The sequence below is a fragment of the Methylobacterium sp. GXF4 genome (assembly GCF_000272495.1).
Classification (GTDB): domain Bacteria; phylum Pseudomonadota; class Alphaproteobacteria; order Rhizobiales; family Beijerinckiaceae; genus Methylobacterium; species Methylobacterium brachiatum.
On the sequence record NZ_AKFK01000002.1, the window covers coordinates 26,478 to 52,102 of the forward strand.

Consider the following 25,625-nt stretch of genomic DNA (forward strand, 5'->3'; position numbering starts at 1 on the left):
GCGCGTCACCATGCCGGCGCACGCGGCGTCGGCGTCATCGGTTCAGGCTCGGGGAGGCTCCGGTAGCGGCGGCGGCCGCACGCTGGCGAGCGCCGCGGCGCCGGGCCAGGTCGGTGGTGCACGGGTCGCGCCCGGGACCGGGACGGCGACCGACGCGGGCAGTAGCGAGGCCGCGGTGGCGAGGCACAGCGCCATCAGTGGGCAGCCCTTGCCGCAATCGGGCTTGGCGGCCTTCTCGTTTGGGCAGCAGGGCATGTCGTCCATGGCCATGCCGCCAGCGTCATGGCCCATGTCCATGTCGGGCATGGCGCGGTGGTGGACGTTGGCCGACGGCGCCGCGAAGGCGCGCATACCCGAGGTCGCCGCGGGGACGGCTACAGGCGTCAGGGCGAAGCCGAGGACCGCGAGGAGCGGCAACAGTCGCCGGAAGGCGAGCCAAAAGGTCACCGCACCATGATGCCAAAATCCGCGCCCCGATGAAAGCCCCACCCATCGACCGGGTGGGCAAAATCCGGCGCTTCGTACCCGCACGTGAAGTCCGCACGGGGCGGAAGCCGCGTAAAAATGCGGACACGGCCCGAACCCGGAGGGAAATTTTCTGTCCGCCGGCCTTTCCGGACCGCCAAGAGGTCGTTCAGATGCCGGCGCAGCATGAATTCCGGCACCGTCCGGAGCGCGTCGGGGCCGCCGTCGGCCGGCAAGACCGCGCGGAGCGACGATGGACCCGGTTCCGGTCTGTCGTGATCCCGGACGTCCGCCCGCGCGATTCCTTCGGGACATGACCTTCCATCTGCGGCGAGCGCGGTGCAGGCTGGAGGGGATGGTCCCGGGAGAGACGCATGGACGAGGTCGACGAGCGCCGGCTCGCCGCCATCCTGGTCGCCGATGTCGTCGGCTATAGCCGCCTCATGGGCGCCGACGAAGCGGGGACGCTGCGCCGGCTCAGGGGCCTGCGCCGGGAACTGCTCGATCCGCGCATCGAGGCGGCCCGGGGCCGCGTCGTGAAGTCGACCGGCGACGGCCTGATCGCCGAGTTCCCCAGCCCGGTCCGGGCCGTGTCCTGCGCCGTCGCGATCCAGCGGGCGATGCTGACGCGTGAAGCCGGCGTGTCCGACAACCACGCGTTCAGGCTGCGCATCGGCATCAACGTCGGCGACGTCGTCGCCGAGCCGGACGGCGACCTCTACGGCGACGGCGTCAACGTGGCGGCTCGGCTCGAACCCTTCGCGGAGCCGGGCGGGATCTGCATCTCGCACACGGTCCACGATCAGGTCCGGGACAAGCTCGGCTACCCCTTCGAGGATCGGGGCGAGCAGGCGTTGAAGAACATCGCCCGGCCGGTCGGCATGTTCGCGCTGCCCGCCGCGGCCATACTGGCGATGCCGGCCGAGGATGACGGCGAGACCGGACCTGCGGTCCGGGTCCGGCCCGCGGCGCGCCGGTTGTCGAGACGTCCCGCGCTCGCCGGCGGGCTGCTCATCCTCGCCGCCCTCGGCGGCCTCGGGCTTTGGTCCTGGATGACGCCACGCGAGACGGGGCAGGTCCCGCCGACGGCCCTTGCCGACGGTCGTGTCGGCGCGGACTGGATGCCAGCCGCGGAAATCCGCCAGAGGCTTTTGGACACCGGCTACACGTCGGTCACGGAGCTCAAGCCCGATGACGGGCTGTGGGACGGCAAGGGGGTCAAAAACGGCATGGAGGTGAGGTTCCACGTCGATCCGCGGACGGGGGCGATGCTGTCCGAGCGGACGGACGACTGAGACGCTCCGGCCCCGGGAATGGCCCTCAACTACCCGTGGCCGGCGAGAGCGGCGCGCCGTAGCGGAACGTCGAGGTGCCCCCGGACCGCTCGGTGAATGCACCCTCCCCATGGTCGGCCCGCGCCGTCGTCACGGTGCCATGCAGGATGCCCGCGCCGGTGCAGTCGACGCCCACCGGCACGGGCGCATGATTGAGATCCAACGTGAAGCTGCCGCTGCAGGCGACGTACCCCGTCGCGTCGCGCGCGAAGAAGCTGACCCGTAGGAGGCGGACCGACGCGTGGCCGGTGAGGACGCTGCCGTCGATGCGTTGGATCCGGAAAGGCAGGGAGTCGAAGCCGAGCGTGCTGCCGCCATCGTCCGAGCCAAGTTGGATACCCGGTAGCGTTCCTCCCCCACATCCCGATAGGAGCGGCAGCAGGATGCCTGCGTAGCCGAGAAGCGCGCGCCGCCTCATCGAAACCTCGTTTGCCATACCGCCCTTCACGTACGCTCGGCGCATGGGCCCACGCATCGCCCGCGCCGCCTGACGGTCCCGGGCTACAGCGTCGCTCATCGCCGGCGCCTTCCGCATCTCTCGGCGGTCACCGTACGTCCTCAAGCGGCCAGAGGGTCAAGAGACCGCGGCGCCCGCTGACCGGCGGCGTAACACGTAGCGGATGCCGTCATGCGTTACGCGTTCCCCGCGGAGTCTCGCACCTGAAACGCCGCGAGCGGGGCCGACGCCGTCCGGGCCATCCCCTTCCCCGCAGGGACAAACCCGGTCCAGGGCGCATAAATCCCGAACCTGGCCGGCAACCTGACGGGGGCTTCCATGCGCGCCCGCGCCCGCACCCGTAACGAGAGGCCCGGCACGCCCGCGAAGCCGGCCCCCGGGACGCATCCCGGCCCGAAACCCGCCGCGGCCCCGCGGGCCAGGGCGGAGAAGCCCGCCGTCCGGATCTTCGCTTGTACTCGCACCGCGACGCCGAGGCCCGTAAGCAGGATGGCCAGCCCCTTGTAGACCCACTCGCTCCAGGGGGCGCCACCGAGAAGCGGCGGCAGTACTGCGACGAGGAGCGCCACGCCGACCACGGCCGGGGTGTAGACCCTGGAGACCCGGTCGATCAGGCGCTCGGTCGGGGCCTTGGCCTCCTGCGCCTCCTCCAGGCGCACGACGCGGGCGATGGTGTTGTCCCGCGCCGCCGCGGTGACCCGGACGCGCAGCGCGCCGTCCCCGTTGACCGTGCCGGCGCACACGGGCTCGCCCGGGCCCTTGCGCCGCGGCACGCTCTCGCCGGTGACCGGCGCCTCGTCCACGGCGCTCTCGCCCTCGACGACGCTGCCGTCCGCCGGGACTCGGTCGCCCGGTCGCACCAAGACGGTCGCCCCGACCCGAAGGCTCGCCGCCGGCACCCGCCCCACTCCCCCGTCGCGCTCCAGCATAGCTGTATCCGGCACCAGGCCGACGAGGCCGCGGATGCTCACCCGGGCGCGGCCGGCGGCGACGCCTTCCAGAACCTCGCCGAACAGGAACAGGAACACGACGGTCGCTGCCTCCTCGGTCGCCCCGATCAGGGTCGCTCCGAGCGCGGCCACCGACATCAGCGTCTCGATGGAGAACGGCGTCCCGTGCCGGGCCGCCGAGACGGCCCGCCGCGCGACCGGCACCAGCCCGACCGCCATGGCGGCGAGGAAGGCCCAGCGCTCGGTCGCGGGCGCGAACTTCCCGACGGCGTAGGCCAGGACCAGGGCCGTCCCGCAGGCGAGCGCAAGCAGCGCCTTCGAGGTCCGCCGCCACGGAGTCTCGGCGGTGTCCGTTTCCGGCATCGCGGGCGCATCGGGGTCCTCGGCGCCGTAGCCCAGCCCGCGCACCGTCGCGGCGATGGCCCGGGCATCAAGGCCCGGACCGTGGCGCACCGTGAGCGTCTCGGTCGCCACCGAGACTTGGATGCCCTCGATGCCGGGCAGGCGCCGCACGGCATTCTCCACCTTGGCTGCACAGGATGCGCAATCCATCCCCGTCACGCGCAGGCGCGTCGGGGGGGCTTCCGGTCCGGTCTAGGGTCGCGCCGTCGCTCATCGGCCGTGCCTTCCGCATCTCTCGGTTGTCACCGTGCTTCCTCTAGCCGCTAGAGGAGCAAGAGGCGGCGGCGACACCCCCGGCCAAGTGCGCGCGACGTCTCCAAGCCCTGGAGCCGGAGTGCGGCCGGGCGATGGAGCCGGCCGTGTCGCCCTGCTACCGCATGCTCCAAAGGGCGCCGGCGAGCCCGACATTCGCCAGCGCAAGAACTACTAGGAGAGCGTAGGCCGCGTCGGCTCCGCCATAGGTCAGCGCCACGGCTCCGAGAGACGGGGCGAGAGCCTGGGCGATGAGGCCCGGCCGGGCCAGGCGACCGACCAGCACCGGGTAGCGGGCCGCCCCGAACAGCGCGAGGGGCACGGTGCCTCGGGCTATGGAATAGATGCCATTGCCCGCCCCGTAGAGCACCAGCGCGACGCCGACGGCAGGCGCGCCGGCCGCGAGCACCACCAGGCCGACCGCCACCAGCGCCATGGCCGCTGTCAGCGTCCAGAGCGGATGATGGCGGCCCTTGGTCGCCATCTCTACGATGCGGGCCCCGACCTGGGCGGGACCGATCAGAGCGCCGTAGGACACCGCGGCGGCGAGCGCCACGCCGCGTGCCTGGAGAAGCGTGATGAGGTGCACCGACACGAGCGTCATCACGGTGCCGCCGAGCACCAGCACGCCCGCCATCAGCAGGAACGCACGCCGTTCCCGCGGCGAGAGCGGCTCGTTCGCCGTGCGGTCCGCACCTTCGGCGGCCGACGACGCGGGCATCTCGGGGATCAGGCCGAGGACGAGCGGCAAGGTCACGAGAAGGTGCAGCCCGGCGTAGGCGAGGCAGGTCCCCCGCCAGCCGACATGCGCGACGAGATAGGCCGACAGCGGCCAGCACACGGTGCTGGCGAACCCGCCCCACAGGGTCAGCGTGGTGATGGCCGGGCGGGCCTCGGCGCCGTAGAGCCGCCCCAGCGTCGCGAAGGCCGGATCGTACAGGCCGCACCCCATGCCCAGGCCGATCACCAGCCAGCCCGCCAGGAACACGGGCAGGCTCGGCGCCAGGCCGAGCACGACGTGGCCCGCCGCCAGCAGCAGCGCGGCCGCCGCCAGGACCGGGCGTCCCCCGTTCCGCTGGATGGCAAGGCCCACCCGGGGCGATGCGAAGGCGGCCACCAGGAGCCCGATGGACAGGCCGCCAACCACCCAGGCGAGCGGCCAGCCGGTGTCCGCCGCGATCGGCCCCGCGAGCACGGCAGGCAGGTAGAACGACGAGCCCCAGGCGAGGATCTGCACGACGCCGAGGGCGCCGATCACGGCCAGCCGGTGCGGATCCCTCATGCCGCCTTGCCGCAGCACGGCGACGTCCCCGCCGCCGGGGGCTCAGCAGGGGCCTCGCCGGTCGTCCGGCAGGCCTCTGGAGCCGCGACGGGCGGGCTCCCGCAACAGCTCGGCGCCGCGTCGGTCGGCTGCAGCGAGCAGACCCCCGTCTCGGGCAAGACGAGCCGGACGTCGTCGGCCGCGGCGAGGTCGCCGGCGAGCGCCGCGACGACGGAGCGGACCTGTTCGTAGCCGGTCAGCATCAGGAAGTTCGGCGCCCGCCCGTACGACTTGATGCCCACGGTGTAGAAACCCGGCTCGGGATGGGCGAGCTCGCGATGGCCGTGAGGCCTCACCGAGCCGCAGCTGTGCTCGTTCGGGTCGATCATCGGCCCGAGCGCACGAACGCTCTCCAGGGCGGGGTCGAGGTCGACGCGGATCTCCCGGGTGAGCCCCGTGTCCGGCCTCTGGCCGGTCGCGACGACGATACGGTCGACCGCGGGCAATCGGCGGACGCCTCCGGCGTCCCGGCCTTCGAGCACGACGCGGTCGCCCTCGCGATGGACGCCCGCCACCGCGAAGCCGGCGACGAGTTCGATCCGACGCCCCTCGACCAGCGCCCTGAGGCGGGACCCGAGGGCGCCGCGCGCCGCCAGCTGATCGGCCGTCCCGCCGCCGAAGACGCGGGCGAGGTCGGCGCCGCGGGTGACCCACACGATGCGCGTGTCCGGGGCCTCGTCGGCCAACCGCGCGAGGTCGAGCAGCACCGTCGCCGCCGAATGTCCGGCGCCGACGACAGCGGTCGTGCGATCCCGATGTTCGGCGCGATGCCGTCCGGCGACGTCCGGGATCCCGCGTATGATGCGGTCCGCGGCCTCCCCCTCGCCGGCAGCGGGCAGCCCGTCCGCGCCGAGGGGGTTCTGGGTCGCCCAGGTCCCGGAGGCGTCGATGACCGCCCGGGTCAACGCCCGCCGCGTCCCGCCGTCGGCATCGGCGATCGTCAGGACGAACGGTCGCTCCGCCCGGCCGCGGCTGCCGACCTTGTCGACGCCGAGGCGCCCGATGGCGGTCACGCGCGCGCCGGTCTCGATGACGGGTGCGAGCTCCGGGGTCGCCGCGAGTGGTTCGAGGTAGGCCGCTGCCAGTTCCGCCCCCGTGGGGAACGCGGTCCCCGCCGGCTCGCGCCAGCCATGCCGAAGCAGGATCTCGCGGGCCATCGGGTCGACGTCATACTCCCAGGGCGAGAACAGGCGCACATGGTCCCAGGCCCTGACATGCGACCCCACGGTCGGGCCCGCCTCCAGGACCCTTACCGGCACTCCGCGCGCGATGAGGTGGGCGGCCGCGGCCAAGCCGACGGGCCCGGCGCCTATGACCGCGATCGGAAGATTGGACGTCGTCATCGCCTGATCCTTTCTAATTTCTAGAAACATCGAAATAATGGCCATAGAAAAAATCAGGCGGCCTCGTCGGCCTGGCCGCAGCGTTCGTCCACGCAACATTCGTCCACCAGGAAGCCGACCAGGCTGCGCATCGCCGGGTACACCGCCCGGCAGATCAAGGTCGTGGCCTGGCGCTCCTGGACCACCAGACCGGTCTGGATCAGGCGGTGCAGGTGATGCGACAGGGTCGAGGCCGGGATCTCGACACGCTGCTGGAGCCCCCTGACCGGCAGGCCGTCATGGCCCGCGCGGACGAGGGTGCGATAGACCCTCAGACGGGTCGGGCTGCCAAGGGCCTCCAGCTGCCGCGCCGCTAATTCGATGTCCATGGAATTAGCATGCCGCGATTGATTCGACGGCGCAACCCGTATTTCGATAGATATGGAAAGACCGAGCGGTCTCGTCCGTGCACGCCTTCCGCTGCCAGGCATTCAGCCCATCCCGGCCGACCGTCACGGAACTGTCGCCGAAATTTCATAGGGGCTGGCGCCATCGGGGCCGACGACGCGGCGCACCTCAGGGCGCGGACCCCGACGCGTTACACGCTCGCTCCATCGGGAGACCACCATGAAATTCCGGACACTCGCCGTCATCGCCGGCCTGGGCTTGACCTCGGCCGGCCCCGCGCTCGCCGTGGAGATCACCGGTGCCGGGGCGACCTTCCCATTCCCGCTGTACTCGAAGTGGGCCGAGGCCTTCAAGGCGGCGACCGGGAACGGCTTGAACTACCAGTCCATCGGCTCGGGCGGCGGCATTCGCCAGATCAAGGCCAACACTGTCGACTTCGGCGCCTCCGACATGCCGCTCAAGGGCGCGGACCTCGAAAAGGACGGGCTGACCCAATTCCCGTCCGCCATCGGCGCCGAGGTGCCAGCCATCAGCGTCCCGGGCGTCGAGGCCCGCCAGATGAAGCTCAGCGGCCCCGTGCTCGCCGAGATCTACCTGGGCAAGATCAAGAAGTGGGACGACCCGAAGATCAAGGAGCTCAACCCCGACCTGAAGCTCCCGAGCGCCGGCATCAACGTGGTCTACCGCTCGGACGGCTCCGGCACGACCTTCGTCTGGACCGATTACCTCTCCCGCGTATCCGAGGAGTGGAAGTCCAGCGTCGGCGCCAACACCTCGGTCAGCTGGCCGGTCGGCGTCGGCGGCAAGGGCAACGAGGGCGTGACCGCCACCGTCAAGCAGGTCCCGAACTCGATCGGCTACGTCGAGTACGCCTACGCCAAGCAGAACAAGATGTCCTACGCCCTCGTCCAGAACAAGGACGGCAAGTACCCGGTCCCCGAGATCGAGTCGTTCCAGGCCGCGGCGGTGAACGCGAACTGGAAGGAAGCGCCCGGCTTCGGCATCATCCTGAACAACCAGCCCGGCGAGAAGGCCTGGCCGATCACGTCGGCGACCTTCATCCTGATGCACAAGAAGTCGACCAAGCCGGAAGGCTCGGCCGCGGCCCTCAAGTTCTTCGACTGGGCCTACGCGAACGGCGACAAGCTCGCCACCGACCTGGAATACGTCCCGCTGCCGGCGAACGTGAAGGACCAGGTCCGCGCCGTCTGGAAGAGCGACATCACCGACCCGAACGGCAAGCCGCTGTTCTAGTCCCCGGCGACGGCGAAGGGCCTGGATGTTGAACGACGGGAGAGAGGACATGTCCGCAGGAACCGAAGCGGTGACCTACACCGAGAGGGCCACGCGCGGCCGAACGATGTCCCTCTCGACCCGAAACACGATCTTCCGGGCCCTCTGCCTGTCCTCCGCGCTCCTGGTGCTCGCGGTCCTCGCGGGCATCCTCCTCTCGATGCTGATCGGAGGGTGGCCGGCCTTCCGCGAATTCGGGCTGGAGTTCTTCACGGGCTCGGCCTGGGACACCCAGTCCGACCAGTACGGTGCCTGGCCGGCCATCGCCGGCACCCTCTCCTCGGCGGTCATCGCGCTGCTGATCGGCGTGCCGTTGTCGCTGGGTGTCGCCATCTTCCTGACGCAGCTCGCCCCGCGCTGGATCAGAACCCCCGTGGCCACGGCCATCGAGCTCCTGGCGGCGGTCCCGAGCATCATCTACGGCATGTGGGGCCTGTTCATCTTCGTCCCGCTGTTCGCACGGTACTTCCAGGTCCCGGTCTCCAACGTGACCGAGGGCCTGCCGGTCGTCGGGACCATCCTCTACGCGCGTTCGCCGACGGGTCTCGGCGTCGCGACGGCGGGCATCATCCTCGCCTTCATGATCGTACCTTTCATCGCCTCGATCGCTCGCGACATGCTCGCGCAGATCCCAACGGTGCTACGCGAGAGCGCCTACGGCATCGGCTGCACGACCTGGGAGGTGGTCCGGTACGTGCTCGTCCCGCAGGCGGGCGTCTCCATCATCGGCGCGATCATGCTGGGCCTGGGCCGCGCGCTCGGCGAGACCATGGCGGTCACCTTCGTCATCGGCAACGCCAACCGGCTCTCGACCTCGATCCTCGACCCCGGTTCGACCATCGCCTCCCGCATCGCCAACGAGTTCAACGAGGCCATCGGCCTGCAGATGAACGCCCTCATCGCGACCGGCTGCATCCTGTTCCTCGTGACCTTCATCGTCCTCGTCGTGGCGCGCCTGCTCGTCGCGCGCATGAAGACCGTTTGAGACGGTGGGAGACGCAATCATGCATGCAGCCAACCCGCTTCCCGCAGCGCCCTCGGACGCCCCACCCGCCTGGGGACGCGTCCGAGGTTCCCGCCGGATCGCCGACAAGCTCCTGAAGGGCGGCGCGGTCGCCGCCACCGGCATCTCCGTCGTCGTCCTGTTCTGGATCCTCGGCATGCTGGTCTACCAGGGCGGGTCGTCCCTATCGCTGGCGGTCTTCACCCAGGCCACCCCGGGCCCCGGCTCCGAAGGCGGCGGGCTGGCCAACGCGATCCTCGGAAGCTTCGTGCTGACCTTCCTCGGGATTGCGGTGGCCACCCCCATCGGCGTGCTGGCCGGCACCTACCTGGCCGAGTACGGGCGCGGTTCGAAGCTCGCCGCCCTCATCGGATTCCTGAACGACATCCTGCTCTCGGCGCCGTCCATCCTGATCGGGCTGTTCGTCTACACCCTGGTGGTCCAGCCGATGGGCGCCTACTCGGGATGGGCCGGCGCAGTGGCGCTCGCCATCATCGCCCTGCCGGTCATCGTCCGGACCACGGACGACATGCTCGGCCTCGTCCCCGGCACGCTCCGCGAGGCCGGGGTGGCGCTCGGGGCACCGACCTCGATGGTCACGCAACGGGTGACCTGGCGCGCGGCACAGGCCGGCATCGTCACGGGCATCCTCCTGGCGCTGGCCCGCATCGCGGGCGAGACCGCCCCGCTCCTGTTCACGGCGCTCAACAACAACGCCTGGTTCAACGCCAACCTGATCGGCGGCATCCCGAACCTGCCCGTGACGATCTTCCAGTTCGCCTCGGCGCCCTATGAGAACTGGCGTCAGCTCGCCTGGGCCGGGGCCCTCATCATCACCGCCGCCATCCTCCTCTTCTCCACCATCGCACGCTACGCGCTTGGAAGGGACAACGCCCGATGAGTGCCTCCGCAACCATTGCCACCCAGACCGTCGTCGGCCATTCCGACGCCGACGAACGGGCGCGCGTCCGCATGGCGGTGAAGGGCCTGAATTTTTACTACGGGCAATTCCACGGGTTGAAGAACATCAACCTGAACTTCCACGACCGGCAGGTGACCGCGCTGATCGGCCCGTCCGGCTGCGGCAAGTCCACCCTGCTGCGCTGCTTCAACCGGATCTACAGCCTGTACCCGGAGCAGCGGGCGGAGGGCGAGGTCATGTTCGACGGGCGCAACATCCTGTCCCCGGCCCTGGACCTGAACGAGTTGCGCTCCCGCATCGGCATGGTGTTCCAGAAGCCGACGCCGTTCCCGATGTCGATCTACGACAACGTCGCGTTCGGCCTGCGCCTCAACGAGCGGCTTCCCAAGTCCGAGCTCGACGACCGGGTCGAGCAGGCCCTTCGCCGAAGCGCGCTGTGGACGGAGGTCAAGGACAAGCTCAAGCAGTCCGGGATGGGCCTGTCGGGCGGTCAGCAGCAGCGCCTGTGCATCGCGCGCACCATCGCCCAGAAGCCGGAGATCATCCTGTTCGACGAGCCGACCTCGGCGCTCGACCCGATCTCCACGGGCAAGATCGAGGAGTTGATCGAGCAGCTGCGCAACGAGTTCACCATCGTCATCGTCACGCACAACATGCAGCAGGCCGCGCGCATCTCGCAGTTCACGACGTTCATGTACCTCGGCGAGGTCATCGAGTTCGGCCCGACGAACCGCATCTTCATGAACCCCGAGAAGCGTCAGACCCAGGACTACATCACCGGTCGCTTCGGCTGAGCCCGATCACCGCCCCGTACGGCACCGGCCCCGCGGGCCTCTTGAGCAAGGACATCGCCATGGGCGAGCACATCGTCAGATCCTTCGACGAGGATCTGGACAACCTGCGCCGTTCCATCTCCGAGATGGGCGGCATCGCCGAGAAGCTGACGGTCGATGCGAGCGATGCCCTGGTCCGGCGCGACGCCCCGCTCGCGCAGGCGGTCATCGCCGCCGACAAGCGGCTGGACATGCTCCAGCGGCAGATCGAGGAGAACGCCGTGCTGGTCATCGCACGGCGCCAGCCGATCGCCATCGACCTGCGCGAGACCGTCTCCGTGATCCGCGTCGCCAACGACCTGGAGCGGATCGGGGACCTGGCCAAGAACGTCGCCAAGCGCGTGGTCGCGATCAGCGACGAGGTGCAGCCGCAGAAGATCGTGCTCGGCGTGCGGCATATGAGCGACCTCGTGCAGGAGCAGCTCAAGGACGTGCTCGACGCCTACGGCAGCCGCGACGTCTCGGCCGCGCGCGACGTGTGGGATCGCGACGGCGCCGTGGACGCCCTGTACAACTCGCTGTTCCGCGAGCTCCTGACCTACATGATGGAGGATCCGCGCAACATCTCGTTCTGCACGCACCTGCTGTTCTGCGCCAAGAACATCGAGCGCATCGGCGACCACACGACCAACATCGCCGAGACCATCCACTACCTCGTCACCGGCGGTCAGATCGACGGCGAGCGGCCGAAGGACGACGCCTCCAACTACGCCACCGTCGCCCAGCCCGCCGGCGCCTGATCCCCCGCATCCCAGTCGACCGATGAACGCGTACATCCTGATCGTGGAGGACGAGGAGGCACTCACCACCCTCCTGCGCTACAATCTCGAAGCCGAGGGTTTCGCCGTCGATTCCGTGGAGCGTGGCGACGAGGCCGAGCTGCGCATCCGCGAGCAGATGCCGGACGTCGTCCTGCTCGACTGGATGCTGCCCGGGATCTCCGGCATCGAGTTGTGCCGCCGGCTCCGGTCCCGGGCAGAGACGCACGCCCTCCCGATCATCATGCTGACGGCGCGCGGCGAGGAAGGCGACCGGGTCCGCGGCCTCGCGACGGGAGCGGACGACTACGTCGTGAAGCCGTTCTCGGTGCCGGAACTCCTCGCCCGCGTGCGGGCGCTCCTGCGGCGCGCCAAGCCCTCGCACGTCTCGGATTTCCTCGTGGCCGGGGACCTCGAACTGGACCGCGTCAGCCACCGGATCAAGCGCGGCGGCCACGAGCTCCATCTCGGGCCGACCGAGTTCAAGCTGCTCGAATTCCTGATGCTGACGCCGGGGCGGGTCTATTCCCGCGAGCAGCTCCTCGACGGGGTCTGGGGCCGCGACGTCTACATCGACGAGCGGACGGTCGACGTCCACGTCGGGCGGCTGCGCAAGGCCCTCAACGCGACCTCCGACAGCGACCCGATCCGCACCGTGCGCGGTTCGGGGTACTCCTTCGACGAGACGTTCTATCAGGCGGCGGGTTGACTTGCCCGCGCGTTCCGCCGTCCATATCGACCATGGAGACCCTTCGTCCGCGGGCGACGCGCAGGCTACGACAGACCCTCACGGGGGCGCTGGACGAGGCGGATCGCATAGAGCCGGCCGACGTCGCCGTCCTCCTCGGTAGGATCTCGGCGCTCGCGCACGGGGTGCGCTTTCTCATCTACGCGATCCTGGTCCGCCATGACGGCGCCCTGTCGGCCAAGGCCATCGCGGCCCTGTCCAGGCAGCGCACGTCCACGGTGCTCAGGAACCTGCACGTTCTCATCGCCGAGCGGCTCATCGAGGTCGAGGACGATGGCAGGGGCGGCCGCTTCTTCTCCGCCGACAGGAGCGAGGCCGCCAAGCTTGCGGCCTTCTTCGCCGGACGTGCGGAGAAGGACGGTCATCCTGCGCTGCTGCACCCGCGGGACCCCGCCATGCCGGGTGTCGCATAGCCGAGGGTTCGGCGGTCCCCGTCGGCCTACGAGAGCAACCAGAAGGTGGTCGCGGATAGCGCCATCGTCGCCGGAAGGGTCAGCGCCCAGGCGGTCGCGATCTGCCTGAGCATGGGGCGCTGAACCCCGACCCTCGCCCCGGCCATGGTGCCGGCGATGCCGCCGGTCACGACGTGGGTGGTGCTCACCGGGAATCCTGTGAAGCCCGCCGCTCCGATCAGGCCCGCCGCGACCAGCTCGGCGGCGGCACCCTGCGCCGGGACGAGATGGCTGTTCCCGAGCCGCTCGCCGAGCGTGGTGACGATGCGCCGGTAACCCACCATCGTGCCGGCCCCCAGGAACACCGCGCTGAGGGCACGCACCCACCAAGGGGCATACTCGACCGAGCGACCGATCTCGGTGTGGGCAGCCTTCGCTTCCGCACGCTGCGCCTCGGGGACCTTCCTGTCCTCGCCGATGCGCTTGAGCTGTTCCGAGACCTGATTGAGGTGGTGGCGCAGTGTGGTGCGATCCTCGGGCGAGAGGTCGGCGACCGAGGCTGCGGTCGACAGCCGTTCGGCCATGCTACGGACGGCCGCCGCACCCTCTTCCTTCCTGTCGCCTCCGTAGCGGGCAATCAGGCGGTCGATTTCCGGCATCCGTCGGCCGAGTGCCGCCAGGGTGTCCCCGCCCATCGAAGAGTTCAAGGCGTAGTCGGCGGGGAACAACCCGATGATGGCGAGCATGATCAGGCCTATACTCTTCTGACCGTCGTTCGTCCCGTGGGCGAATGAGACGCCCGTGCAGGTCAGGACGAGGATGCCGCGCATCCACCAGACGGGTACCTCACCGTCGCGCGGCGGCTCGTAGAGACGGCGGTCGTGCGCGGTTCGGGCGATCAGGCGGAAGAGCCCGAAGGCGAGGGCGAAGCCGAGCACCGGCGAAGTGAGCAGCGAGCCCAGGACCCCACGGACCTCGCTCCAGTCCACGCCTTCCTGCAACCCGCGGCCTTGCGCGAGGGCGTGCTCGACGGCGATGCCGATCAGCGCGCCTATGAGGGCGTGGGACGAGGAGTTGGGAAGGCCGAGCCACCAAGTGCCGACATTCCACGCCAGCGCCGAGACCAGCAGCGCGGCGAGCATTCCGACCGCCTGCCCACCGTTGGGAGGCGGCAGCACGTCCGGTGGGACGAGCTCGACCAGGGTGTAGGCCACCGCGATGCCGCCCAGCATCACGCCGAGGAAGTTCATCAGCCCGGACCAGACGACCGCCTGCATCGGCTTCAGCGTCCCGGTGTAGATCACGGTCGCCACGGCGTTCGCGGTGTCATGGAACCCGTTCGAGAACTCGAAGGCGAGGACCAGGACGAGCGCGACGATGAGGAGAACGAGGACGAGGGTCGAGCCCGGCGCGGCGGATGCGATCATGGCGGCGCGGGCTCCGTTCAGCTGCGGCGAACGATTTGCGCACAGCCGAATGACGGTCGCGCAACGGGCCATGCCGGATGTCATCGCCGTAGAGGGGGAGCGAACCGTCGAATGCCGTTATCAGCGCCGCCAGAGCGCCTCGGCGAAGAACAGCATGAACACGGCCGCACCGAGGGCGCCGAGGACGCCGTGCAGCCAGGCCAACCCGGCGTAGGGAGGTCCTAGCCAAAGGGCGCCGAAGCCCATCAGGGCGCCGACGATCGCCGCCACCAAGGCCGTGGCCGTCCGACGCACCGTGGCGGACCAGACGGGGCCATTCGAAGCATCCCGTAGGGACCTTCGAACACCCGGAATGGGCGAGTTCGATTTGCGCATGGGGTATGTCGACGGGATGAACCTCAAGGCGGGTCGCGCGGCACGTTCCCCGTGGCGCGACCCGCCTGGCCTCAGACCGGTGCGGTGTAGTCCTGGCTCTTGAACGAGTGCCAGCGAAGCCCCGCCGGGGCGTCCGCGATCTTCCGGACGTTGCCCCAGGTCTGCTTGTAGTTCGGGATGACGAACTCGTTGACGCCCGCCGATACGGTGTTGCCCTGCACCCCGGCCGGGAATCCGAACAGCATGAACGTCTGCTTCGGCTGGACCCTGTCGGTCGGATAGACCATGGCCTGGGTGAAGCCGGAGGGGGAACTCACCTCCACCAGGTCGCCGGCCTTGAGGCCGAGGTCGGCGACGTCGCGCGGGTTCATCTCGATGGTCGGCCACGGGTACCGGTCCATCACGAAGTCGTTCTCCTGGTCGAGGTAGGCGCTTTGCCAGACGTGATTGGCGCGACCGTTGTTGATCAGGAACGGGAAGCGGTCCTTCTCTTCCTGCTTGCCGGCCGCCTGCAGCCCCCGCCACTGGGTCTCCAGGAAGCTGGCCTTGCCGTCCTTCGACGTGAACTTCCCGTCGGCGTAGAGGCGCTTGGTGCCGATGATGCGCTCGTTGCCGCCCGTGGGGACCGGCACGGCGGCGCTCTTCGCCTCGGCCTGGACCGCCGGCTCCTTGCCCCGCGCGGCCTCGATGGCGGGGCCCTGGACGACCATGCCGGACGTCTGCCCGGTCGTGGTCCCGCCCTTCGTCCCCTCCGCACGGGAGGGCCCGCCCTCAAGGCCGGTCGCCGGCTCCTGGAAGCCGTTGGTCCCCATCGCGCGAAGGCGGGCGTAGGTCACGAACTCGCCGCCCTTTTCGTGCTGGTGGTAGCCGTCCATGAAGGCGTCTTCCTCGGTCTTCCAGTCGAAGCCCTTGAAGCGGTCGGCGACGTCTGCCTTGCCCATCTCGCGGAACACGCGCTCCAGGCCGTTGGCGATCCGGGCCGCGATGAGGCAGTCGGGCATCGATTGGCCGGGCGGGTCCATGTAGCGCTCGGTCAGGCGCATCCGGCGCTCGCCGTTCATCGAGGTCAGGTTCATCTCGCCGGAGGTCGCGGCCGGCAACCAGACGTGGGAGGCCTGCCCGATCTGGGTCGGCACGATGTCGACGTCGACTGAGAACAGTCCGCCCTTGCGGATCGCGCCCATGATGGCCTCGACCATCGCCTTGCGGTCGCCCCAGGGCACGCTCGACATCGCCTCCTTCACCAGGTCGGTGCGGCGCTTGTAGGCGTTCTTGAACTGCAGGGCGTTCAACGTGGTCTTGTAGTGGTCGCAACCCCAGATGTGGTGGACGCCGCCGGCGCCGTTGATGAGCAGCTGGTCGACGTACGGGGCCGGACGCCCCACGTGCGCGTCCGAGGGGCGGGAGTAGCCCTCCTGATGGCCGCCGAGGCGCACGCAGCCCCCCCCCGGCCGGCCGACGTTGCCGGTGGCCAGCGCGAGGTTCACGATGGCGCCGTTGGTCCGGTAGTTGTCGTTGCCCCAGATCAACCCCTTCTCGTAGGCGATCATGGTCCGGCGGCGGTGGCCGCCCTCCTTGGGCTGCGCGATCCACTCCGCGGCCTTCCGGATCTGGTCGACGCTGAGCCCGGTCAACGCGGCCGCGTCCTCCAGGCTCGTCCGGTTGGCGGCGCGGGCCTTGTCGAAGTCCTTCGTCGAGGCCTGTATGAACTCGGCGTCGGTCCACCCCTTGTCGGCGACGTGGGTCAGGAGCGCGTTCAGCAGCACGAGGTCGGTGCCCGAGTTGATGGGCAGGTGCAGGACGTTGTCGGCGCCGGCCTCGACCTCGCAGGCGTTGACGGTGACGGTCCGGCGCGGGTCGACGACGACGATGCGGCCCGGCGCGTGCGGCTCGCCCGGCAACTGCTGCTTCTTCTTGTCCAGGGACGAGCCGTTCAGGTTCGGAACCCAGTGGTTGAGGAAGTAGTTGGTCTGCGTTTCCAGCGAGTTGGCCCCGACCACGAAGATGGTGTCGGCGAGTTCCGCGTCCTCGTAGCAGTTGTTGAGCTCGCCGACGCCCATGTCCCGGGTCGCGTGGACCTCGGAATTGTACGCCGGGCGGTTGTGGATGCGGATGTTCTTCACCTTCATGGCGCCGAAGTAGAGCTTGCCGGTGCCCCAGGTGTTCTCGTAGCCGCCGCCGGCCCCGCCGTGGTCGTAGGCAGAGACGAAGAGCCCGTCCTCGCCCTTCTCGGCGATGACCGCGGCGGTGACCCGCGTGACGAGGTCGAGGGCGTCGTCCCAGCTCGTCGGCTGCATCTGCCCGTAGCGCCAGACCATCGGGTCGGTGAGGCGCTGCCGCTCCGTGTTGCGCACGGCGGAATGGGTCATCTCGGCCATGCGGGCGCCCCGCACCGAGCCCAGGCCCGAGTTCACGACGCAGTCCGTATCCGGCTTGATGACGAGGTGCACGTCACGGCCGTCCTGCTTGACCACGTTGTACATCGAGGGGGAGTACCAAGCCTCGGCGTTCGGGCCCTGCTGCTGGGTCAGGTCCGTCTTGAAGACGTTCCCGGCGGCGTCGGCGCTGCCCTGCCTGTCGATGTCCCAGCTATAGGCGTGGTAGCCGCAGCCGACGATGCAGTAGTGGCAGGTGACGTTGTGCCGTTTCGCGTCCGCCGGGATGATCGGCAGGCGGTCGATCTGTCTCTTGTAGGTCATCTCGCTTCTCCCCTCAGAGCACGTTCGACAGGCGGCCGTAGATCAGCTCGTCGACGCCCTCGGCGGTGATGTCGCCCTGCGCGTCGACCTTCAGCGCGTACTGGGGGAGGTTCTGGGTGGCGTGACCCCACGTCTCCTGGCCGCCCGCCTCGCAATCGAAGACCGAGTAATGGCCCGGGCAGTTCAGGGTGCGGCGCTCGGCGTTGTAATGCAGCGGGAAGCCCTTGTGCGGGCAGGCCGTGCTGAACCCGACGATGTCACCGTCGGGGCCGGCCCCGCCCGGCACCGGCTTGCCGAGCTTGATCAGCACGCCCGGGGCGTCCGCGTCCGGGTAGGCGACGGTGAACGGCTGATCGGGCTTCAGGTCCTTCAGGTTGGCGAGGTGCGTCCTCGGGTAGGTCACCCGGGCCATGGGGATGGCGGCCTTCGCCGCCTGGGGCGCCAGCACCGTCGTGGCGGCGGCCCCCGCCGCGGCGACGCCGGCGCCGGACAGGAACCGCCTCCGGCCCGCGTCGATCATGAGATCGCATTTCTTCACGGTGACCTCCCCAAGCATTCGGTTTCGGGGACTTGCGCACGCGCCGTGCCAGCGCGTGAAATCGTTCTAAGTACAAGTGTAATATGAGCTTTACGCCCGAGGCCGGGCCGCCGGATGTTCGGATTTCCGAACCTCGGGCACCGCGATGTTCGGATGACGGAACATCGCGGCTCGGCGAGCGCTGCGAATAGGGATTCACCCTTTCGAACCCGCGGCATGACCCGACCGAGCGTCATCCTAGTGTCACCTCGACGCGTCTACGGAACGGTCGTGTTCCCGACGGGCAATGCAATGCTTCTGCTGGAAGACCTCACCCGGACATACGGGACCAGGCACGCGGTCGACCGGGTCTCCCTACGCATACCGCAGGGCAGCTTCGTCGGCGTGATCGGCCGTTCCGGAGCGGGCAAGTCGACCTTGCTGCGCATGCTGAACCGCCTCGCCGACCCCTCGGCCGGCCGGATCCTGTTCGACGGGGTCGATGTCACGGCGCTCAAGGGCGCGGACCTCCGCCGCTGGCGCGCCCGCTGCGCCATGGTGTTCCAGCAATTCAACCTGGTCGGACGCCTCGATGTGCTGACCAATGTCATGATGGGGCGGCTCTCCCGGGTCCCGAGCCACCGCTCTCTCCTGAAGCTGTGGTCGCCCCAGGATCGCGCGCTTGCGCTGGCGGCCCTCCAGGGCTTCGACATGGCCCAGCTCGCGGGACAACGGGCCGACCAGCTCTCCGGCGGCCAGCAGCAGCGGGTCGCCATTGCGCGGGCCATGATGCAGGAACCGGACATCATCCTCGCCGACGAGCCGGTGGCGTCCCTCGACCCCCGCAACACCAAGCTGGTGATGGACGCGCTGGCGGACGCCAATCGGCGTCATGGCATCACCGTCCTCTGCAACCTGCACTCCCTCGATCTCGCCCGCGCCTATTGCGACCGTCTCGTCGGCCTCGCCGACGGCCGCGTGGTCTTCGATGGCAACGCCTTCGACCTCACCGAGGACGTGGCCCAACGGCTCTACGGCCTTGAGGCGGGGGAAGTCATGGACCGCCAGCCGGTCGCGCACCGGCCCCTGGTCGAGGCCCGTGCCCTCGTGGCCTGAGCCTCGGCATGCAGCCGCATCATCGTCCGAAGGAAATCGTCATGCTCACGCGTCGTACGCTCGCCCTGGCCCTCGCGGCGTCCTGGTGTTTCGCCCTTCCGGCTGGCGCCCAGGAGTGGAAGGCCAAGTATCCCGAGCTTTCCCTCGGCGTGATTCCGGCCGAGAACGCCTCCGGCACCACGGACCGGTACGCCCCCCTCACGGCCTACCTCTCGAAACAACTCGGCGTCCCGGTCAAGCTGCGGGTCGCCAACGACTACGCCGCCGTGATCGAGGGGCAGCGCGCCGGCAACATCCACATCGGGTTCTACGGGCCGGCCGCGTTCGCCAGGGCGGTGATGACCGGCGTCAAGGCGGAGCCCATCGTCAACCAGACGCACGGCAACGGCGCCTCCGGCTACTATTCGGTGATCTACGTCCGGGCCGACAGCCCCTACAAGACGATCGACGACCTGAAGGGAAAGAACCTCGCCCTCGTCGACCCGAATTCGGCGTCGGGCAACCAGGCGCCGCGGTACTTCCTGAACAAGGCCGGCTACGACGTCGATAAGTTCTTCGGCCGGACCGTCTACGCCGGCAGCCACGAGAACGCCGTTCTCGCCCTGGTCCAGGGCACCGCCGACGCCGCGGCCAATCTCTACAACACCGACACCGACACCCAGGTCACCCGCATGGCGGCCAAGGGCATGCTGAGGAAGCCGGACGGTTCGGCGATGACGCAGGCCGATTTCCGGGTCGTGTTCAAGTCCGACTTCCTGCCTGAAGGCCCCTTCGCGATCCTCGCCGGCCTGCCCGACGACCTCAAGGCGAGGATCCGTCAGGCATTCCTCGACCTTCCCAAGGCCGACACGGCCGCCTTCAATACCCTCTCCGACGGCAAGGACATCGGCCTCAATCCCGTGACGCTCAAGGACTTCGAGCCGATGATCGAGATGCTGAGGTTCAACGACGCGCAGCGCCGCAAGTCCTGAGCGCGGCACGTGGCGAAGGCGCATCGATGAACGGGCGCATCGCGCCCCTGCCGCCCGCCCGCGCCGAGGCGCTGGCGGGCGCCTATGCGCGGGCCGTGGGCGCGACCCGGCGTCGAACCCTCGCGACGACGGCCACCGTCGTCGTCCTGGTGGTGCTCGCCGGGTACATGGCCGAGGTGCAGCCGCTGGTGTTCGCCGAGAACATCGGCAACTTCACCACCTACCTCGCCCGCCTCCTCCCGCACCTCACCCTGGGCAATTTCCGCGGCGACGTCGCCGAATGGTATTGGGCCCTGCCGCGGTGGCTGGGGCTGCTCGGCGAGACGCTGCTCATCGCCTACCTCGGCACCCTGCTCGGGGGCGTCGCCGGCTTCGTGCTGTGCTTCGGAGCCGCATCGAACCTCGCGCGGAGCCGGACGGGTTGCTTCCTGATCAGGCGGTGGCTCGAACTCTGCCGCACTGTGCCCGAGATCGTGTTCGCGCTCCTGTTCGTCATCGCGTTCGGCCTCGGGCCGATGGTCGGCGTCCTTGCGCTGGCCATCCACACGTCGGGGGCGCTGGGCAAGCTGTTCTCCGAGGTGGTCGAGAACATCGACATGAAGCCCGTCGAGAGCCTGAAGTCGGCGGGGGCGACGCACGTCGAGACGATCCGGTTCGCCGTGCTGCCGCAGGTGCTGTCGAACTTCGCCTCGTACGGGCTCCTGAGGTTCGAGATCAACGTCCGCGGCGCCGGGGTCATGGGCTTCGTCGGCGCCGGCGGCATCGGGCAGGAATTCATCTCCGCCATCCGCAACTTCTACTACACGGACGTCAGCGCGATCCTGCTCCTCATCGTCCTCACCGTGATGGCCATCGACCTCATGACCGAGCGCCTGCGCCACTACCTCCTCGGCCTGGAGACGGAACGGTGATCCGCCGGGATGTGTCCCCGGACCGGGCCGTGGACGTCGCGGCGCTGCGGCGGCTCTATCCCGACGCGTTCCGCACCCCGTGGCGCGGCCGTCTCGCCGTGGTCGCCGCGACGGCGGCCGTCCTCGGCCTGGCCGCCGTCGCGATGGTCCGGCTCGACTTCTCTCCCGCCCGCCTCCTCGGCGGCCTCGGGCGTCTCGCCGATTTCTCGCTCATGATGGTGCCGCCCTCGGCGGGCGGACGGTTCTGGGATTTCCTTCACGCGCTCGGCGAGACCCTGGCGATCGCGTTCCTGGGCACGCTGACGGCGGCGGTGCTGGCCTTCCCGATGGCGTTCCTCGCCGCCCGGAACGTGGTGCCGAACGTGTTCGTGCATTTCGCGGCCCGGCGCAGCCTCGACGTGTTCCGTTCGGTCGACGTGCTGATCTGGGCCCTGATCTGGATCAACGTCGTCGGCCTCGGCCCCTTCGCGGGCGCGCTCGCCATCGCCTGCTCGGATTTCGGGGCGCTCGGAAAGCTGTTCTCGGAAGCCGTCGAGACCGTCGACCGGAAGGCGGCCGAAGGTGTCTCCGCCTCGGGCGGCTCCAACCTGCACCGTATCCGCTTCGGCATCGTGCCGGCGGTCCTGCCGGTGCTCGGCAGCCAGGTCCTGTACTACTTCGAATCGAACACCCGCTCGGCGACCATCATCGGCATCGTCGGGGCCGGCGGCATCGGCCAGTACCTCACGGAGCTGATCCGCGTTCTCGAACTCCAACAGGTCGCGTTCCTCGTCCTCATGATCCTGGTCACCGTGGCGGCCATCGACGCGATCTCATCACGCCTCCGACGGGCGCTGATCGGGGAGCAGGCGCGGTAGCATTCCCAGTCCGTCATCGCTGTCGCGGGGGCGCTCCATCCCTTGGGTTGGTCGTCGTGGCAGGAGATGCACTGGGCACGTCTCGGGCTTTCGGCTTTGTCGTACGAGACGACGCGCCGAGCCCAGCTAGGCCTCGCCGGCCTTCGGCTCGATCCGGTGGCGCCTCATCTTCTCCCACATCGTCGTGCGCGAGATCCTCAAGGCGGCGGCAGCCGCGGCGATGCCCCCGCCGGCATTCGCCAGCGCCCGCCTGATCTCGCGGCATTCCGCTTCCTCGCGGGCCGCCTCCAGGGACAGGGGCCGCCCGGGCAGGTCGCCGGCCACCGGCGCCCGGTCCGGGAAAAGGTCGCCCGTCAGCAGGTGACGTCCCTGCGCGAGCGCGACGGCGCGCTCCATCCGGTTGCGGAGTTCGCGCACGTTGCCCGGCCACGCATGGGAGCGGAGTTCCCGCATGGCGAGCGCGCCGATGCCGGACACCTCGACCCCGAGGTCCGACACCATCGTTTCGAGGAATCCGTTGGCGAGCCATTCGATGTCGTCCGGACGCATGCGAAGCGGGGGAACCGGCACCGTCAGGACGTTGATGCGGTAGTACAGGTCCTCCCGGAACGTGCCCGCCTCGACCCGCTTCGGAAGGTCTGCGTTCGTGGCGCAGACGAGCCTGGCGGTCAGCGGGACCGGGGTTTCTCCGCCGACCCGGTGGAAGGCGCGCTCCTCGATCACGCGCAGGAGCTTGGCCTGGAGCTTCAGGTCGAGCTCGCCGATCTCGTCGAGGAACAGGACGCCGTTCCGAGCCCGCTCGGCGTAGCCGAGGTGCCGCGTGGCGGCCCCGGTGAAGGCCCCCTTCTCGTGCCCGAACAGCTCGCTCTCCATCAGGTCCTTCGGGATGGCGGCGCAGTTGACGGCGACGAACGGACCCCGGTCCGGTCCGCGGAGCTCGTGAAGGTAGCGGGCGCAGACGTCCTTCCCGACGCCGGTCTCCCCGGTCAGGAGCACGGTCGAGGAGATCCGTCCGATCCTCCGGAGCAGGCGCTCGACGTCGAGCATGGCCGGCGAGACCCCGAGCACCGTCGTGCCCGGCCTCTCCATGGGCCGCATCAACTGCTCGACGCGCCCGAGGAAAACCGACATCTCGAACGGCTTGGTGAGGTAATCGCCGGCACCGGACCGCATCAGACGCACGGCCTGGTCGATGTCGGCGTGCGCCGTCACGAACAGGAACGGCGGCACGTCGGCCATCGCCGAGGCGGCGGCGAACACGTCCTCGCCCGTCCCGTCGGGCAGGCGGATGTCCGAGACGACGAGGTCCGCCGCATGCAGCCCGATGTCCCTGACCGCGTCGCAGCGCCCCCGCGACCACCGCACGCGAGCACCTTCCAAGGTCAGGCGGTCGACGAGGGATTCCCCCATGATGGGATCGTCCTCGACCAAGGCGATCGAGCGCCCCTCAAGCGACATCGGCGAGCTCCCGTGCGAAGGCCAAGGGGACCTCGACCGTGATCGACGTCCCCGTCGGTTCGCGGTGGGCGACGCCGAGGGTGGCCCCGCATTCCCCGACGAGGCGGCGGACCATCCATAACCCGAGGCCGTTTCCGCAGCCGACGCCCTCGGCGCCCCGGTCCCGCCCTCCCCTGAGGACATCCCGGCCGCGTGCATCGAGGCCGGGGCCTGTATCCTCCACGGTCATGACCAGCTTGGCTTGGTCCGCCACCCTCGCGGCGAAGCCGACCTCGCCATCCGGGGGAGTGGCCCGGCAGGCGTTCAGGAGAAGGTTCAGCGCGATCTGCCTGACGGCCCCGGCCGGGGCTGCCAGGGGGCGATCCACGGCGTTGTCCCAGGTGAGAACCAGGCCGCGACGGCGGATTTCCGGCCCGAGGAGTAGGCGAAGGTCGTCGAGGTCGGCGGGCTCCAGGTCACGCCGGTCATGGTCGGTCCGATGCGTCACCAACGTCGCGCCCACCACATCGCGAATTCCCTTCAGCCCCCGCTCGATCAGGTCGAGGCTGCGTCGGCGGACATCGGGCCGCTCCCCGTGGGCCTTGAGGGTATCGATGGCGTTGAACAGGCCGCCGAGGGGATTGTTGATCTCGTGCGCCATGCCCGAGGCGAGCCGTCCGAGGCTCGCCAGGCGCTCCTCCTCGGCGAGGCGGTGGGCGAGCGCCTCGCGCTCGCGAACGGCGTCCACCATCCGGTTGAACGTCCCGTACAGCTGCCGGAATTCGGCGCCGGCCCGACAGGCCTCGTCGGCCGGGACCGGCGTGACGGCCTCGCCGCTCGCCTGGAGATGACGGGTCAGCACCTGCACCGGCTGCATCATGCGCCGCACGGTGAGCCATGCCAGTGCCGCGAGCGCGAGCGTGACACCGAGGATGGTGGCGACCAGGGTCCGCTGTACCGCCCGCCGCTCCGCCATCAGCGGCGCGACGTCGAAGGTCGCGTAGATCCGCCCGATCTGCCGTCCGCCGGATGACAGGTCCCGCCGGGCGAGCGGCCGTGCCCCGTCGGCGCGCAGGATCAGCGCCGCGGCCGGGGCGGCCTCGCGGGCGAACGTCTCCGGCAGCGCGGACCAGGAGGGAAAAGCCTTCGGGTTCGAGGCTGCGAGCACGAGACCCGTCGGGGTGGCCACGACGGTGTCCGTCGGCCTCAGGCCGGCATGGTCCTGTCGCGCCCGGTCGAGCGCGTCGTAGGCCTCCCAGACGTCCTCGCGGATGACCGGATCCGTGACGGCGGCGGCAAGGCCGTCGAGGTTGGCGGCCGCGACGTCGCGCAGGCGGCGGGTCTGGGCCTCGTCGAGGCGGGTGAGGACCTGCCAAGAGACGATGCCCGCCACGGCGGCCATGAAGACCACGACCACGAGCGGCAGCCTGACCGCCATCGGGAGCGGGCCTCGCTTCATCCGGGCATGCCCCGCACGGCCGCGAGCTTGCGCGCGATGGGATCGTAGAGGCCGCTATCCTCCTGGCGGAAACCATCGAGGCGCAGCATCGCGAGGACAACGCGGCCCTCGGCGTCCCCGCCCATGGCCGTCATGGCCTCCCGGAACCGCGTCGCCTTATCGGACGAGGCCGAACCGGCGGCGAACGCCACCGGCGGGAACGGCAACCATTCGGATGCGCGGACGATGCGCGTGCGCCTGATCAGGTCCGCCTCGGTCTCGCGCATGACCTCGTAGACGTAACCGTCGACGCTGCCGCTATCGGCAAGCCCTGAGGCGATGGCGCGCACGACGTTTCTGTGGCCCCACGTGAAGAACGTCCGGCGGAAGAACCGGTCCGGCGACCTATGCTCGGTCGCGAGCTCGGCCGCCGTGACGAGCCAGCCGCTGTTGCTGTCCGGGTCGGAGAAGGCGTGGATGTCGCCTCCCAGGTCCGGAAGCCCCGTTGCGTCCCGCTCGCTCGACGTGATCAGGTACGACCGATACAGCGGCGCCCCCCGCCAGACCGGGACCGCGGCCAGGGTGAGCCGCGGCTGGTGGGCGACGAACGGGAAGCCGCAGATCCAGGCCGCGTCGAGCTCGCCCGAGATCAGGAGGGCGGTGATCTCCTGGTAGGTGCGCTTGGTGACCAGCTTCACCGGCCTGCGCAGCGCGCGTTCGAGATACCCTTGCAGACGGGCCAAAAGTTCAAGGTCGGAGGTTAGGCATACGGGCGTGAGGCCGAACCTGAATGCGTCCGGCACCAGCATGGAGGCGCGCGCGCGGATCGGTGCGGTGGCGAGCGCCGCCGCCGCCGGCAGGAACGCCCTGCGGGATGGCGTCTGCGGCCTCATCCCGAACACCTCCCGGGAAGCGGGCCGGGAACCCGCTTCGGCGGGATGTTAGGCGCCCGGCGCCCGGGCCGGCAAGTGCAGGGCTGATGAGGGCAGGGCCGGCAACGGCCCGGGCGCCGGGCGA

General features: G+C 69.7%; 24 protein-coding genes and 2 pseudogenes. 13 read left to right on the top strand and 13 right to left on the bottom strand.

Annotated elements, in window-relative coordinates; all coding sequences use genetic code 11:
• Positions 1–42: 42 nt before the first annotated feature.
• Complete coding sequence (locus WYO_RS00280) at positions 43–447, bottom strand: hypothetical protein (RefSeq protein ID WP_039901808.1); 405 nt, start codon at positions 445–447, stop codon at positions 43–45.
• Positions 448–839: 392 nt separating this feature from the next.
• Between WYO_RS00280 and WYO_RS00285 the strand changes: the two are divergent.
• Together WYO_RS00285 and WYO_RS32050 are read left to right on the top strand one after the other, a co-directional pair.
• Positions 840–1,517, top strand: a pseudogene (locus WYO_RS00285) (adenylate/guanylate cyclase domain-containing protein); the annotation flags it as partial.
• A gap of 69 nt (positions 1,518–1,586) precedes the next feature.
• Complete coding sequence (locus WYO_RS32050; RefSeq protein ID WP_244424015.1) at positions 1,587–1,760, top strand: PepSY domain-containing protein; 174 nt, start codon at positions 1,587–1,589, stop codon at positions 1,758–1,760.
• Between the two features lie 25 nt (positions 1,761–1,785).
• On the opposite strand, the gene WYO_RS00290 is transcribed toward WYO_RS32050, so the two are convergent.
• From WYO_RS00290 to WYO_RS00310, 5 genes and pseudogenes are all read right to left on the bottom strand, one after another.
• A complete protein-coding gene (locus tag WYO_RS00290) occupies positions 1,786–2,316 on the bottom strand; it encodes a hypothetical protein (protein ID WP_128754883.1) in 531 nt (176 codons plus the stop codon).
• Between the two features lie 416 nt (positions 2,317–2,732).
• Positions 2,733–3,822, bottom strand: a pseudogene (locus WYO_RS28820) (cation transporter); the annotation flags it as partial.
• Positions 3,823–3,978: 156 nt separating this feature from the next.
• Positions 3,979–5,142, bottom strand: a complete 1,164-nt coding sequence (locus WYO_RS00300) for an MFS transporter (protein ID WP_039901831.1) — start codon at positions 5,140–5,142, stop codon at positions 3,979–3,981.
• Positions 5,139–6,524 (bottom strand): NAD(P)-binding protein, encoded by a 1,386-nt coding sequence (locus WYO_RS00305; RefSeq protein WP_007557657.1) that lies wholly within the window; start codon positions 6,522–6,524, stop codon positions 5,139–5,141. The genes WYO_RS00300 and WYO_RS00305 overlap by 4 nt, the downstream gene beginning before the upstream one ends.
• Positions 6,525–6,577: 53 nt before the next feature.
• On the bottom strand, positions 6,578–6,892 hold the full coding sequence (locus WYO_RS00310) for a metalloregulator ArsR/SmtB family transcription factor (protein WP_007557659.1): 315 nt from the start codon (positions 6,890–6,892) through the stop codon (positions 6,578–6,580).
• 238 nt (positions 6,893–7,130) lie between these two features.
• Here WYO_RS00310 and pstS point away from each other — a divergent pair, with 238 nt between their 5' ends.
• The 7 genes from pstS (at position 7,131) to WYO_RS00345 (ending at position 12,881) form a co-directional block, all read left to right on the top strand.
• Positions 7,131–8,165 (top strand): phosphate ABC transporter substrate-binding protein PstS, encoded by a 1,035-nt coding sequence (gene pstS / locus WYO_RS00315; protein ID WP_007557661.1) that lies wholly within the window; start codon positions 7,131–7,133, stop codon positions 8,163–8,165.
• A 106-nt stretch (positions 8,166–8,271) separates the two neighbouring features.
• Entirely contained in the window at positions 8,272–9,189 is a 918-nt protein-coding gene (gene pstC / locus WYO_RS00320; RefSeq protein WP_244424016.1) for a phosphate ABC transporter permease subunit PstC, read from the top strand.
• Positions 9,190–9,208: 19 nt separating this feature from the next.
• Positions 9,209–10,108, top strand: coding sequence for a phosphate ABC transporter permease PstA (gene pstA / locus WYO_RS00325; RefSeq protein ID WP_007557666.1), 900 nt, complete (start codon positions 9,209–9,211; stop codon positions 10,106–10,108).
• On the top strand, positions 10,105–10,923 hold the full coding sequence (gene pstB / locus WYO_RS00330) for a phosphate ABC transporter ATP-binding protein PstB (protein ID WP_007557667.1): 819 nt from the start codon (positions 10,105–10,107) through the stop codon (positions 10,921–10,923). The genes pstA and pstB overlap by 4 nt, the downstream gene beginning before the upstream one ends.
• Positions 10,924–10,982: 59 nt before the next feature.
• Positions 10,983–11,702: a phosphate signaling complex protein PhoU gene (phoU, locus tag WYO_RS00335; protein ID WP_007557668.1), complete on the top strand. Its 720-nt coding sequence runs from the start codon at positions 10,983–10,985 to the stop codon at positions 11,700–11,702.
• A 22-nt stretch (positions 11,703–11,724) separates the two neighbouring features.
• Positions 11,725–12,429, top strand: a complete 705-nt coding sequence (gene phoB, locus WYO_RS00340; protein ID WP_007557669.1) for a phosphate regulon transcriptional regulator PhoB — start codon at positions 11,725–11,727, stop codon at positions 12,427–12,429.
• Positions 12,430–12,461: 32 nt separating this feature from the next.
• Positions 12,462–12,881: a helix-turn-helix domain-containing protein gene (locus WYO_RS00345; protein WP_007557670.1), complete on the top strand. Its 420-nt coding sequence runs from the start codon at positions 12,462–12,464 to the stop codon at positions 12,879–12,881.
• A gap of 26 nt (positions 12,882–12,907) precedes the next feature.
• Here the strand turns inward: WYO_RS00345 and WYO_RS00350 are convergent, their stop codons facing one another.
• From WYO_RS00350 to WYO_RS00360, 4 genes are all read right to left on the bottom strand, one after another.
• Positions 12,908–14,359, bottom strand: coding sequence for an inorganic phosphate transporter (locus WYO_RS00350; protein ID WP_202948041.1), 1,452 nt, complete (start codon positions 14,357–14,359; stop codon positions 12,908–12,910).
• Between the two features lie 48 nt (positions 14,360–14,407).
• Positions 14,408–14,581, bottom strand: a complete 174-nt coding sequence (locus WYO_RS31310) for a hypothetical protein (protein ID WP_165486527.1) — start codon at positions 14,579–14,581, stop codon at positions 14,408–14,410.
• A gap of 152 nt (positions 14,582–14,733) precedes the next feature.
• Positions 14,734–17,361: an arsenate reductase (azurin) large subunit gene (locus tag WYO_RS00355; protein WP_007557673.1), complete on the bottom strand. Its 2,628-nt coding sequence runs from the start codon at positions 17,359–17,361 to the stop codon at positions 14,734–14,736.
• A 13-nt stretch (positions 17,362–17,374) separates the two neighbouring features.
• Positions 17,375–17,899: an arsenate reductase (azurin) small subunit gene (locus WYO_RS00360; RefSeq protein ID WP_007557674.1), complete on the bottom strand. Its 525-nt coding sequence runs from the start codon at positions 17,897–17,899 to the stop codon at positions 17,375–17,377.
• A gap of 291 nt (positions 17,900–18,190) precedes the next feature.
• Here WYO_RS00360 and phnC point away from each other — a divergent pair, with 291 nt between their 5' ends.
• The 4 genes from phnC to phnE (WYO_RS00380) are packed head-to-tail and all read left to right on the top strand — an operon-like array spanning position 18,191 to position 21,733.
• Positions 18,191–18,994, top strand: coding sequence for a phosphonate ABC transporter ATP-binding protein (phnC, locus tag WYO_RS00365; protein ID WP_039901814.1), 804 nt, complete (start codon positions 18,191–18,193; stop codon positions 18,992–18,994).
• Positions 18,995–19,035: 41 nt separating this feature from the next.
• The gene (gene phnD / locus WYO_RS00370; RefSeq protein WP_007557676.1) at positions 19,036–19,965 is read left to right on the top strand and encodes a phosphonate ABC transporter substrate-binding protein; all 930 of its coding nucleotides are present in this window, start codon (positions 19,036–19,038) and stop codon (positions 19,963–19,965) included.
• 26 nt (positions 19,966–19,991) lie between these two features.
• Positions 19,992–20,876, top strand: a complete 885-nt coding sequence (phnE, locus tag WYO_RS00375; protein ID WP_007557677.1) for a phosphonate ABC transporter, permease protein PhnE — start codon at positions 19,992–19,994, stop codon at positions 20,874–20,876.
• A 29-nt stretch (positions 20,877–20,905) separates the two neighbouring features.
• The gene (gene phnE / locus WYO_RS00380; protein ID WP_244424017.1) at positions 20,906–21,733 is read left to right on the top strand and encodes a phosphonate ABC transporter, permease protein PhnE; all 828 of its coding nucleotides are present in this window, start codon (positions 20,906–20,908) and stop codon (positions 21,731–21,733) included.
• 126 nt (positions 21,734–21,859) lie between these two features.
• Here the strand turns inward: phnE (WYO_RS00380) and WYO_RS00385 are convergent, their stop codons facing one another.
• Genes WYO_RS00385 through WYO_RS00395 form a run of 3 tightly spaced genes read right to left on the bottom strand, consistent with a single transcriptional unit; the run spans position 21,860 to position 25,501 of the window.
• The gene (locus WYO_RS00385) at positions 21,860–23,191 is read right to left on the bottom strand and encodes a sigma-54 dependent transcriptional regulator (RefSeq protein ID WP_007557679.1); all 1,332 of its coding nucleotides are present in this window, start codon (positions 23,189–23,191) and stop codon (positions 21,860–21,862) included.
• Positions 23,181–24,608, bottom strand: a complete 1,428-nt coding sequence (locus WYO_RS00390; RefSeq protein ID WP_007557680.1) for a HAMP domain-containing sensor histidine kinase — start codon at positions 24,606–24,608, stop codon at positions 23,181–23,183. Before WYO_RS00390 ends, WYO_RS00385 begins: the two co-directional genes overlap by 11 nt.
• 17 nt (positions 24,609–24,625) lie before the next feature.
• Positions 24,626–25,501: a PhnD/SsuA/transferrin family substrate-binding protein gene (locus WYO_RS00395; protein WP_007557681.1), complete on the bottom strand. Its 876-nt coding sequence runs from the start codon at positions 25,499–25,501 to the stop codon at positions 24,626–24,628.
• Positions 25,502–25,625: the final 124 nt, after the last annotated feature.

Bases quoted from the DNA above. Each gene is read 5' to 3' on its own strand.
- pstS (WP_007557661.1), top strand. From the start codon at position 7,131: ATGAAATTCCGGACACTCGCCGTCATCGCCGGCCTGGGCTTGACCTCG.
- WYO_RS00305 (WP_007557657.1), bottom strand. From the start codon at position 6,524: ATGACGACGTCCAATCTTCCGATCGCGGTCATAGGCGCCGGGCCCGTC.
- WYO_RS00345 (WP_007557670.1), top strand. From the start codon at position 12,462: ATGGAGACCCTTCGTCCGCGGGCGACGCGCAGGCTACGACAGACCCTC.
- WYO_RS00355 (WP_007557673.1), bottom strand. From the start codon at position 17,361: ATGACCTACAAGAGACAGATCGACCGCCTGCCGATCATCCCGGCGGAC.
- WYO_RS00300 (WP_039901831.1), bottom strand. From the start codon at position 5,142: ATGAGGGATCCGCACCGGCTGGCCGTGATCGGCGCCCTCGGCGTCGTG.
- phnD (WP_007557676.1), top strand. From the start codon at position 19,036: ATGCTCACGCGTCGTACGCTCGCCCTGGCCCTCGCGGCGTCCTGGTGT.
- pstA (WP_007557666.1), top strand. From the start codon at position 9,209: ATGCATGCAGCCAACCCGCTTCCCGCAGCGCCCTCGGACGCCCCACCC.
- WYO_RS00290 (WP_128754883.1), bottom strand. From the start codon at position 2,316: ATGAGCGACGCTGTAGCCCGGGACCGTCAGGCGGCGCGGGCGATGCGT.
- WYO_RS00395 (WP_007557681.1), bottom strand. From the start codon at position 25,501: ATGAGGCCGCAGACGCCATCCCGCAGGGCGTTCCTGCCGGCGGCGGCG.
- pstC (WP_244424016.1), top strand. From the start codon at position 8,272: ATGTCCCTCTCGACCCGAAACACGATCTTCCGGGCCCTCTGCCTGTCC.
- WYO_RS00390 (WP_007557680.1), bottom strand. From the start codon at position 24,608: ATGGCGGTCAGGCTGCCGCTCGTGGTCGTGGTCTTCATGGCCGCCGTG.
- WYO_RS00310 (WP_007557659.1), bottom strand. From the start codon at position 6,892: ATGGACATCGAATTAGCGGCGCGGCAGCTGGAGGCCCTTGGCAGCCCG.
- phoB (WP_007557669.1), top strand. From the start codon at position 11,725: ATGAACGCGTACATCCTGATCGTGGAGGACGAGGAGGCACTCACCACC.
- phnC (WP_039901814.1), top strand. From the start codon at position 18,191: ATGCTTCTGCTGGAAGACCTCACCCGGACATACGGGACCAGGCACGCG.
- WYO_RS00385 (WP_007557679.1), bottom strand. From the start codon at position 23,191: ATGTCGCTTGAGGGGCGCTCGATCGCCTTGGTCGAGGACGATCCCATC.
- phoU (WP_007557668.1), top strand. From the start codon at position 10,983: ATGGGCGAGCACATCGTCAGATCCTTCGACGAGGATCTGGACAACCTG.
- WYO_RS00350 (WP_202948041.1), bottom strand. From the start codon at position 14,359: ATGGCCCGTTGCGCGACCGTCATTCGGCTGTGCGCAAATCGTTCGCCG.
- phnE (WP_007557677.1), top strand. From the start codon at position 19,992: ATGAACGGGCGCATCGCGCCCCTGCCGCCCGCCCGCGCCGAGGCGCTG.
- pstB (WP_007557667.1), top strand. From the start codon at position 10,105: ATGAGTGCCTCCGCAACCATTGCCACCCAGACCGTCGTCGGCCATTCC.
- WYO_RS32050 (WP_244424015.1), top strand. From the start codon at position 1,587: ATGCCAGCCGCGGAAATCCGCCAGAGGCTTTTGGACACCGGCTACACG.